General features: G+C 69.0%; 2 protein-coding genes. One reads left to right on the top strand and one right to left on the bottom strand.

The window, feature by feature from the left end:
- Positions 1–68: 68 nt before the first annotated feature.
- Complete coding sequence (locus tag ACQKDV_RS19075; protein ID WP_427785805.1) at positions 69–1,349, top strand: acetyl-CoA C-acetyltransferase; 1,281 nt, start codon at positions 69–71, stop codon at positions 1,347–1,349.
- A gap of 153 nt (positions 1,350–1,502) precedes the next feature.
- Here the strand turns inward: ACQKDV_RS19075 and ACQKDV_RS19070 are convergent.
- Positions 1,503–2,552, bottom strand: a 1,050-nt coding sequence (locus ACQKDV_RS19070; protein WP_427785804.1) for a heme biosynthesis protein HemY, incomplete at its 5' end; no start/stop codon positions are given.

The raw sequence follows: 2,552 nt of genomic DNA, 5'->3' as shown, positions 1-2,552 counted from the left end.
GATGAACACGTCGCTGTCGCGGGTCAGATAGGCCTTCAGGCCCGGCGTGGCGTTGTCCAGGTATCTCCATGCCCAACGCTCGTCCCGTCGCCATCCTCGGTGGCGTCCGCATTCCGTTCTGCCGCCAGAACACCGCGTACTCGGATGTCGGCAACCTCGGCATGTCGGTCCGTACGCTGGGCGCGCTGGTCGAACGCTTCGGCCTGCACGGCCAGCAGCTGGGTGAAGTGGCCATGGGCGCGGTCATCAAGCATTCCAGCGACTGGAACCTGGGCCGCGAAGCCACGCTCTCCTCCGGATTGTCGCCTTTGACCCCGGGCCTCACCCTGCAGCGCGCCTGTGGCACCTCGCTGGACAGCATCATCACGGTGGCCAACAAGATCGCCCTGGGCCAGATTGAATCGGGCATCGGCGGCGGCTCGGACACCACCTCCGACGTGCCGATCGTCTATGGCAGGAAGCTGCGCGCGCGCCTGCTGGCCGCCAACCGTGCCAAGAGCACCGGCGACAAGATCCGCGCGCTCACCTCCGGCTTCAAGCTTTCCGAACTCAAGCCCGAATTCCCCGGCGTGGCCGAGCCGCGTACCGGCAAGAGCATGGGCGACCACTGCGAGGACATGGCCAAGGAGTGGAACATCTCGCGCGATTCGCAGGACGAATGGGCGGTGTCCTCGCACAAGAAGCTGGCCGCCGCGTATGAGCGCGGCTTCTTCAACGACCTGATCGCGCCGTTCCGTGGCGTCGAGCGCGACAACATCCTGCGTGCGGACACCTCGCTGGAAAAGCTGGCGACGCTGAAGCCGGCCTTCGACAAGGTGTCCGGCCGTGGCACCCTCACTGCCGCCAACTCCACGCCGCTGACCGACGGTGCCGCCGCGGTGCTGCTGGCCAGCGAGGAATGGGCGCGCGCGCACGGCCATGAACCGCAGGCCTACCTGCGCGATGCACACGTGTCGGCCGTTGATTTCGTGCATGGCGAAGGCCTGCTGATGGCGCCGACCGTGGCCGTGCCGGAAATGCTCAAGCGCAACGGCCTGACCCTGCAGGACTTCGACATCTACGAGATCCACGAAGCCTTCGCCGCGCAGGTGCTGTGCACGCTGCGCGCGTGGGAGAGCGAGGATTACTGCCGCAATCGCCTGGGCCTGGATGCACCGATGGGCCGCATCGACCCGGACAAGATCAACCTGCTGGGCTCGTCGTTGGCCACCGGCCACCCGTTCGCCGCCACCGGCGCCCGCGTGATCGCGACCGCAGCCAAGCAGCTGGCCGAACGCGGCGGTGGCCGCGCGCTGGTGTCGATCTGCACCGCTGGCGGCATGGGCGTGGTGGCGATCGTCGAACGCTGATCGCCACTGCCCGAAGAGCATCCATGCATGGCGTGGATCTACCTGCAAAAACGCCGCCTCGATGGGCGGCGTTTTCTGTTGCTCCGGGCACATCATCCACGCATGGCGTGGATCTACCGTTCCGGGTGGGTGCCGACCGTTGGTCGGCACACTTCAGCGCTCTTTGTTGGCGTCATACACCGGCGGCTGCGCGTTAGTGGGCAGGTCTTCCACCGTGCTGCGCGGCACGGTATCGGCGGCATGCACCAGCGCCACGCTGTCCTCGCCACGCTGCAGGCGCAGCGCATTGGCCAGGCACTGGGCGGCCAGCGCGTGTTCGCCGCGCTGGGCAAACGCTTCACCCAAGGCTTCCCAGGCCGGCGCACCGACCCCGGCAGCAATGGCTTCGTGCAGGAACGCATCAGCGGCCTCCCACTGCTGCTGGGCCAGGGCGATACGACCCTGCGCCAGGCGCAGCGCGGCGGAATCCCCATGCACGTTGCGCCAACGCGCCAGGTTCGCCTGGCGGGTGGCGAGGCGCTCGGCGGGCAGGCGGCCATACAGCCCCACCAGTTCGTCGTCCCAGCGATGGTCCAGTGCCTGTTCCAGGGCCAGCAGCGCCGGCTCGTCCCAATCAAGGGCCACGGCGCGGGTGGCATAGGCGGCCACCACGTCCGGGGTGGGGCGCAGCGCCTTCGGCGTGGCTTCCCACTGCGCGGCCAGCGCGTTCACGTCGCCCGCTTCCAGCAGGGCCTGCGCGGCCAAGCGGGCTTCCAGTTCACTGTTGGCGTCCGCCGGCAGCACCTTGCTCTGCCGCAACGCGCCCAGCTGGCCGTAAGCCTCGTGCGCGCGCCCGGCCTGCGCCAGCGCTTCGGTGCGCAGCCACAGGCCGCGCGGCGGCAGCGGCTGGATCGCCGCCACGTCCAGTACGTTGATCGCGTCCACCGGCAGATCACGTGCCAGCAACTGCTCGGCGCGCAGCAGCGCCTGCAGGGTGGCATCGCGCTCGCCCAGGCGCTGCAGCAGCGTTTCACCGGCGGCGGCATCGGCACGTGACTGCGCACTGCGAACCGCATTGGCCAGCGCCACCGCGCTCACTTCCGGGTCGGCAGCGGCGCTGTCCAGCAGCTTTTCCGCGCGCTGCCAGTGGCCGTGTTCATAGGCCTGCAGGCCGTCGATCAGGCGCACGCGCCCCTGCTTTCGGCGGTAGCGGCCCCAAGCGCG

Origin of the sequence: Stenotrophomonas sp. NPDC077659 (assembly GCF_050268705.1) — a bacterium.
Classification (GTDB): domain Bacteria; phylum Pseudomonadota; class Gammaproteobacteria; order Xanthomonadales; family Xanthomonadaceae; genus Stenotrophomonas.
This window is presented reverse-complemented; position numbering and strand designations above follow the sequence as displayed.

Excerpts from the sequence above, each read along its gene's own strand:
- ACQKDV_RS19075 (WP_427785805.1), top strand. The coding sequence starts at position 69 with ATGCCCAACGCTCGTCCCGTCGCCATCCTCGGTGGCGTCCGCATTCCG.